Genomic DNA, 7,203 nt, shown 5'->3' with positions numbered 1-7,203 from the left:
GAGAAAGCCCCTGATTGACCATATCAACGCGTTCGTTCGGGCGCATGGCGTCAGCAGTGGGCGGGGGCGGGAAGGCGAGGGTATCGCCCTGCGTTGCCGCGCGCGCGCCTTGCGAACTGGGGGCCGGGCTGGGCGACGGGCTCGGTGACGGCGCCACCTGCGCGGCCAGCGGAGCCGAAAGCAAGGCGATGGCAGCGGTTGCCGATGTCAGGATCAGTTTGTTCATTCCCCCTCCTCCCCGGAAGCTTCGGGTGTCACGGCACGGCTGGCGCCGGTGCGGCCCAGCACAAATCCGGCGAAGGCTGCGCCATGCGCGTCGATGCCCTCGCTCGCCGCACCGACGGCGAGAAGATCGATGATCGCAGCAAGATGCAGCGGCAGCTGCGGCACCGCGCCCTCGGCGTCGCCGGCAAAGGGCAGCGGCGCATCCGCTTCGGCCCCGTCGATCTGCTCCAGCAGCGAGGCTAGCGCGCCGATCTCCGCCGGATCGACCAGCGGCGCGCCAGCCGCATCGACGGCGATGGTGCTGAACTGGGCGCGATAGGGCCGCGCCGGACCCTGTTCCTGCTGGGCGACTGCGCGGTGGTGGCTCCCCGACCACAGCACCGTGCCATCGCCCGCATCGACCAGCACCCCGCCGCTCCCCCATTGCGCGATGCTGCCGGCCTTGCCGCCGAGCGCAAATCCGGGGATCTCGTATCGGAGCAGCATCAGGCTGCGCCCTTCATGGCTGATCGCAAGCCGACTGAAGCGAACCACGAGCGCACCCGAGAAATCGCCTGCAATCCCGGCTTCCTCGGGGCCAAACCGCAGCGTCCATTGCGCGGCGCCCGGCGGAATGCGATCGAGCAGCGGCCGAATGTGACGATTGAGGATATCCGCCATGAAGCCGTCCCCGCTGACCGCGCGGGTTTCGGGGTCGAAGACGAGGCCAAGCTCGATGCCGCTGTCGCTCACCACATCGGCCCCCGCAATCTGTCCATTCCCGCGCTCGACCACCGCGCCGCTGCCATAATCGACGACGATCCAGCGCTCCGCACCGCGCCGCGCCTCGGCCACCCCGGCGGTACGGTTGAGCGACCGGGTGACGCTGCCGTCGAAGGTCTGCGCCAGCAGCACGACCCGACTGCGCGACTGGGTCACGGCGGGCTTCGGCGGCGCGGGCGGTGCATCCTGCGCCTGCGCCGGACCTACCGCGACAATGGCCAGCACACAGGCCGCGGCGAGCAATGCCCCTTTCCGCATCACTGGGCCGCCTGTGTCGTGATTGCGGCGACGAACGGAAACTCCCCGTTGGCGTGCAATTGCACCACCGTCACCCCGTCGGGACCGGCGAGACGCCACTGGGTGTCATCGGCACCGGGAATGATGGCCACGCCCTGCAGCCGCTTTGGCCAATCCGTCTGCGCGATGATCGACTGCGCCAGAAGCTGGCGCGGGGCGATGCTCTCGCTCCCGAAGGGCAAGGGGTCGATCAGCTGAGCCAGCGTCGCGCTGTCCCCGCTGACGAGCGCACCGGCGACATTCGTCATCAGCTGTTGCACCACGTCCGGCAGATCGCCTTGCCCGCCAAAGCGGATGTTCTGCACCGCCTTTGCGCCCACCGCCGCCCGCCGCGCAGGCTCGTTCCGGGCGTCACCCGAAGCGACGACGTTGAAGCGCGTGCGTTGCAGGCGCCCGAGCGTCAGGGCGAGCCGCTGGCGCTTGGCAATACGCTCCGCAGCCGCACGGGCTTTGGCCTGCCCCTCGTGCGCGGGCCATGCCGCCAGCAGCCGCCGGGCATCGAAGCGTGCGATGGATGGCTCGCCCCCCCATGGCGGCACCAGCAGCATCGAGCCGGGCCGGATCTGCCGGTCGCCGATCTGCACTTCGCCGGACAGAACCAGCAGGTAGGCAAAGCTGCTGGCGTAGCCACCGATCACCTGCGCCTGCGTCAGGATCAGGTTCTGACCGGCAAAGACCATCGGGCCGCTGGCGGGAGGAAAGAGCACCTGTTCGCCAGTCTCCAGCGCCTCGATTGCAATCATCGCGCCGTTATCGAGCCGTGTCCCTGTCTGCGGAGCAGCGCTCGCACCCACGGCAGGGACGGCAAGGGCCAAGGTGGTTGCCAACCAGCAATCGATTCTCCGCATGCCGCCCCTCCTTGTGGCATCCTCTCTGCCGCCACCAAGGATAGGCTGCCGCACAATGCGCCAGCTAGCTGGCGGAATCGGGGGGTTTTGGTTGCGTCGCCCCTGCCGCCGCGCTTCTTTGCTTGCCAATTCGGGGCACCAGTGCAAATTTTGACCGTCACGGGCCGGGGGGTATGTCTTGCTTTCGGAAGTCGCCGACGATCTCGAAACAATCCTGCATGCGCCCTCGGCGCAGGCCGCAAGCCGGACGTTCTTCGGAATGGCCGAACGCTACGGCGCGTCCTACCTCCAGACCCGCACCTATCGCCGACCGGAGGGTGCGCTTACGTCCGAGCGGCACTTCTCCGCGGGGGGCGTGGTCTTGCGCATCGCGCCGGATTGCTGGCCGGACAGCGAGGCGTTCCGCTACGTCTGCTTCGAGTGCAACCCGCTGCTCGATGCGATCCGCCAGAACCGCACGCTCTACCGCTTCGAGGACTTCGCCCCGCGCCGCGAGCGCAGGTTCGGGCGCTATTGGGACGCACTGAGCGAAGCGCGCATCGCATCGACATTGTGCAGCACATCATATGGTTCGTCGGGCAAGATCGCCTCGCTTCATCTCGGCTTTGCTACAAGGGACAAAGATCCCTCGCAGACCCGCGCCTTGCAGATGGCCGGGCTGCTGCTCACCGAACGGCTGATTGAATTGGCCGAGGTTGACCCGCCGCCGCCGGTGCAGCTCACCCGGCGCGAGCTCGATAGCCTGAGACTGGTGGCCGAAGGCAAGACTGATTGGGATGTTGCGCGCATCCTAGGCATTTCGGAATCGACGGCCCGGTTCCATATCGACAATGCCCGACGCAAATTGGACGCCGTGTCACGCGCGCAGGCCGTTGCGAAGATCGCGCATCGCGGTCTGCTCTAGCAACGAGAGGATTTTCTGATCTCTGCCACACCGTTAGCGGTGACAGTCTAGTCTCGCGACGTTCGGTGCGCACCTTTCGTACTTGAATTGGTAACACGACCCTGCAGCACGCACCACTATTCGTGGCCTGAATTAGGAAGCGACAGCTTGCGGCCTTGGTCCTCTCGCAGGTCACATTTTTGGTTCGTGATTTTCCAATGACACCAAGGTTGCATTTTCAGTTTTTCAGCGGCTCATGAATACCTGCCTGCTTTAAGGAATTTGCAGTTTGCCACTGAAAAGCCGCCTATAGGTCGCTTACTGAATGTCGACTATTGGACACAGATTCTGCAATTGCCGCCGCTCGCCGCTCGCCGCTCGCCGCTCGAGCTTGGCAGGATCATATCCCAACAGAGAGCCGGTCTTTCATTCGAATCGGCTGTTGTTGTAATGCTGGTAGAGTTGAACAGACGCTCACCGTCGGCTCTTGGCGAAACCCGCTGTTCAGCAAGTCGCTATCGGATGGTAGGAAAGTCCCAAAAGCCGTCAATTCTCATTGCCGACCGGGCTGTGAAACTCGGAGCAATCGCCCAAGAGAGGAGGGGGCTTGCCCTGATTGAGCCATTTGGGCGTCGATGGTCGATGCGCCGGGCTCACAGTCAGGAGTGTATCCCATGATCAAGTCGATCCCGCTGAACAACCTCGTTCAGTCGTCTCGCAATGTCCGCCGCCACGGTGATTCGGCGGCAGATGCTGAACTCAAGGCCAGCATCGCAGCCCGCGGCCTGCTGCAGAACCTGATCGTCCGGCCAGCCGCGAAGGGCAAATTCGAGGTCGAAGCCGGTGAGCGTCGCCGCCGCGCAATGCTCGCGCTGGCAGACGAAAAGATCCTCGCTCGCGATCACGAAGTCACCTGCCTCGTGCTCGAGGACAGCGCTGAAGCGGCCGTCGAGACCAGCCTCGCGGAGAACTTCCACCGCCTCGCCATGAACCCCGCTGACGAAGCCCAGGCCTTCGCCGCGCTCGTGTCTGGGGGTGCGACTGTTGAAGATGTTGCCCGCCGCTTCGGTCTGACTGTCCGCTTCGTCGAAGGCCGTCTGCGTCTCGCGACGCTCGCGCCCGTCGTGTTCGAGGCACTGGCCTCCGGCCAGATCACTCTCGACATCGCCAAGGCTTTCGGTGCGACCTCGGACCAGCAGATCCAGGCCCGCGTCTTCGAGCAGGTTTCCTCGGCCTACTATGCCCCCAATCCCGACAGCATCCGGCGCATGGTCCTCTCCGGGACCGTCCGGGGCGGCGATCCGCGCGCCCGGCTCGTTGGTCGAGATGCCTACATCGCTGCCGGGGGGCGGATCGAGCGCGAACTCTTCGATGACGACGACAGCGAATCCTGGGTCGATGTTGCGCTGCTGGAGAACCTCGCGGCGGCAAAGATGGAAGAGCAGGCCAAAGCCCTCGCCGCCGAGCAGGGACTCGCCTGGGTCAAGCCCACGCTCGATCCCTATGCCAGCCACGATCTGGTCGAAGGGCTGGTCCGGCTTCCCGCCGAACCGGCGCCGCTCACCGAAGCGGAACTGGCGAGGCTCGACGAGCTCGATGCCTCCTATGACGAGCATGCGGCGATCCTTGAGGACGAGGACAGCGCCGAGGAAGCCGTGGCGGCGGCCGAAGCGGCCATCGAGACCATCGAACGCGAATGCCAGGAAATCCGTGCCCGACCGCCGGTTATCGCGCCGGAGCTCAAGGCCGAGGCAGGAATGGTGCTGGTGCTCTCGCGCGATGGCACGCCGGTCCTCCAGCCGGTGTTCTACGGCGAGCGTCAGGCCGATCCCGCCGAAGCCGACGGCGAGATCGAAGTCGTTCCCGACGGTGAAGGTTCCGACAAGCGCCGGACCACCTTGTCCAAGCGTCTGGTCGACGAGCTCGCGATGCAGCGTCGCGATGTTCTGGCATTGCACGTTGCATCCGACCCCGGGCTCGCGCTCGACATCATGGTATTCACGCTTGCCGATGCCGATACCCACGACTGGCGGGCGCGCCCTTCGACCACGTTGCGCGCGCCCGTCCCAACAGGCCCGATCATCGGCTTCGAAGCCAAGGATGCCCAGGCGAGCAGCGCGCTTGCCGAGCTCAGGTCCGGTCTCGATGAAAGCTGGCGCGCGGGCACCGATGCGACTTCCCGCTTCGACTTGTTTCGCGCGCTATCCGATGACAGCCGCGCCGCTTGGCTCGGCTTTGTCGTTGCCCGGTCGCTCGAGGCGAGCCTTAACATGACCGGCGAACGTCAGCTGCCGTTCCAGGACCACCTCGGCCGCCTGATCGGCATCGACATGGCGCAGTGGTGGCGACCGACTGCGGCCAACTATTTCGACCGGGTGTCAAAGCAGGTTATCCTCGACGCGCTGACCGATGTCGGCGGCCTCGAGCTTTCCTCGCGCTTTGCCTCGGTCAAGAAAGGCGATCTCGCGATGAGTGCCGAGCGCGTCTTCGCCGGCACCTACATCACCGAGGTCGAAGTACGCGAGAAGGCCCTGGCCTGGGTGCCTGAGGTCATGCGGTTTGCCTCCGCGTCCCCGGATGCTGGCGAAGCCGAGATCGACACCACCGACGCTGAGTCCGGTGACGATACCGAAGATCAGTCCCCCCGCGAGCTGGCCGCCTGACCTCCTCCTGACAGGCACAGCCACTCGCACCTCGGGAAGCGGTCCTTCGGCTCACGCCGAAGGGCCGCTTCCCTTTTTGGAAGCAGAGCAGAGGGGGCCCGGGACCCTGTGGCACTGACCGGCGAACCCGTCGCCGACTGTCCGGATGCCTCAATCAGGAGAACCATCATGACCTATCGCAAGGGGCAGGGCAGCGGCTTGTCGCCCGCCGCCCGTATCACCCAGGAAATCATCGCCCGTCTGGAAGCAGGCACGAAGCCGTGGATCAAGCCGTGGCGCGGTGTTCCGGTCTCCCGGCCCTTGCGGGCCTGCGGGATCCCGTACCGCGGCATGAACGTCTTCTGGCTCTGGATGGTCGCCGACATGTGTGGCTACGCATCGCCGTTCTGGATGACCTATAATCAGGCAAAATCGCTCGGCGCGCAGGTCCGTAAGGGCGAGAAGTCGACCATCGCGATCTTCTACAAGAGCTACACCAAGGAGGTTGAAGCGCCCGACACCGGCGAAAAGACCGACGAGGCCCGCCGGGTGCTCAAGGCCTACCCGGTCTTCAATGCCGATCAGGTCGAAGGTCTGCCCGAGCGCTTCCATCCGGCTGCAACGCTGGAGTTGGTCGAGCCTGAAGGGCGCGAGGCCGAGCTCGACGCCTTCTTCGCCGCCATCCCCGTCAATCTGCGCCACCAGGGTTCGGAAGCCTACTACGAACCCACTGCAGATCGCGTCACGATGCCGCCGACCAGCCTGTTTTCCGGCTTCGACCACTACTATGCCACGCTCGCCCACGAGGTATGTAACATCGCAAGTGTCCTCATTTCGAGGACAGTCGATGGCCTTTGCGCGCTGCTGTTTCCCAACCATCGTACGGCCTGCTGTGCGATTTCAGGACGGGAGTCCTGATCATGCGCAGCAAAGAACGCACCGATATATACACGCGCGTCACCAACGAGATCGTTGCCGCCATCGAGGCAGGGGCGGGCTCGTGGACAATGCCGTGGCATCACGATGGATCAGCGACCTCGCGCCCCATCAACGCCGGCACCGGCAAGGCTTACCGGGGATCCAACATTCTCAGCTTGTGGATCGCGGCGCAGGCTGCAGGCTACAGTTCCGGACGCTGGGCCAGCTATCGTCAGTGGCAAGCGCTGGGAGCCCAGGTTCGCAAGGGCGAGCAGGCCACCACGATTGTCTTCTGGAAGGTCAACGATCGCGGCGAGGATGCCGATGACCGGGATTCCGAGCAGGAGGGGCGTGGCCGCGCTCGCATGTTTGCGCGGGGGTACAGCGTTTTCAACGAGGCGCAGGTAGAGGGTTATGCTCCACCAACCATCGATCTCCTGTCCGACGATGCGCGGATGCGGAACGCCGATATCTTTTGGGGCAACCTTGGCATTGAGTGCCGGCATGGCGGCAACGAGGCGTACTATATTCCTTCGGAAGATCGCGTGCAAATGCCACCCTTCGCACAGTTCAGGGAGCCTGCCGCTTATTATGGCACGCTTTTCCATGAAGGTCTGCATGCCACAGG

6 protein-coding genes and 1 pseudogene are annotated in these 7,203 nt (G+C 64.8%); 4 read left to right on the top strand and 3 right to left on the bottom strand.

Annotation, left to right across the window (positions count from 1 at the left end):
* From H2037_RS17345 to H2037_RS17335, 3 genes and pseudogenes are all read right to left on the bottom strand, one after another.
* Positions 1-226 (bottom strand): annotated as a pseudogene (locus H2037_RS17345) (hypothetical protein); the annotation flags it as partial.
* On the bottom strand, positions 223-1,230 hold the full coding sequence (locus tag H2037_RS17340; protein ID WP_292124417.1) for a hypothetical protein: 1,008 nt from the start codon (positions 1,228-1,230) through the stop codon (positions 223-225). The gene H2037_RS17340 and the pseudogene H2037_RS17345, both read right to left, overlap by 4 nt.
* Before the next feature lie 14 nt (positions 1,231-1,244).
* The gene (locus H2037_RS17335) at positions 1,245-2,132 is read right to left on the bottom strand and encodes a hypothetical protein (RefSeq protein ID WP_292124415.1); all 888 of its coding nucleotides are present in this window, start codon (positions 2,130-2,132) and stop codon (positions 1,245-1,247) included.
* A gap of 178 nt (positions 2,133-2,310) precedes the next feature.
* On the opposite strand from H2037_RS17335, the gene H2037_RS17330 reads away from it, so the two are divergent.
* From H2037_RS17330 to H2037_RS17315, 4 genes are all read left to right on the top strand, one after another.
* Positions 2,311-3,036, top strand: a complete 726-nt coding sequence (locus H2037_RS17330; RefSeq protein WP_292124413.1) for a helix-turn-helix domain-containing protein — start codon at positions 2,311-2,313, stop codon at positions 3,034-3,036.
* A gap of 653 nt (positions 3,037-3,689) precedes the next feature.
* On the top strand, positions 3,690-5,678 hold the full coding sequence (locus H2037_RS17325; protein WP_292124412.1) for a ParB/RepB/Spo0J family partition protein: 1,989 nt from the start codon (positions 3,690-3,692) through the stop codon (positions 5,676-5,678).
* A 168-nt stretch (positions 5,679-5,846) separates the two neighbouring features.
* Complete coding sequence (locus H2037_RS17320; protein WP_292124410.1) at positions 5,847-6,575, top strand: ArdC-like ssDNA-binding domain-containing protein; 729 nt, start codon at positions 5,847-5,849, stop codon at positions 6,573-6,575.
* 2 nt (positions 6,576-6,577) lie between these two features.
* Positions 6,578-7,203, top strand: a 626-nt coding sequence (locus H2037_RS17315) for an ArdC-like ssDNA-binding domain-containing protein (RefSeq protein WP_292124409.1), incomplete at its 3' end; no start/stop codon positions are given.

Origin of the sequence: Brevundimonas sp. (assembly GCF_013912065.1) — a bacterium.
GTDB lineage: Bacteria > Pseudomonadota > Alphaproteobacteria > Caulobacterales > Caulobacteraceae > Brevundimonas.
This window is presented reverse-complemented; position numbering and strand designations above follow the sequence as displayed.

Bases quoted from the DNA above. Each gene is read 5' to 3' on its own strand.
- H2037_RS17325 (WP_292124412.1), top strand. From the start codon at position 3,690: ATGATCAAGTCGATCCCGCTGAACAACCTCGTTCAGTCGTCTCGCAAT.
- H2037_RS17320 (WP_292124410.1), top strand. From the start codon at position 5,847: ATGACCTATCGCAAGGGGCAGGGCAGCGGCTTGTCGCCCGCCGCCCGT.
- H2037_RS17335 (WP_292124415.1), bottom strand. From the start codon at position 2,132: ATGCGGAGAATCGATTGCTGGTTGGCAACCACCTTGGCCCTTGCCGTC.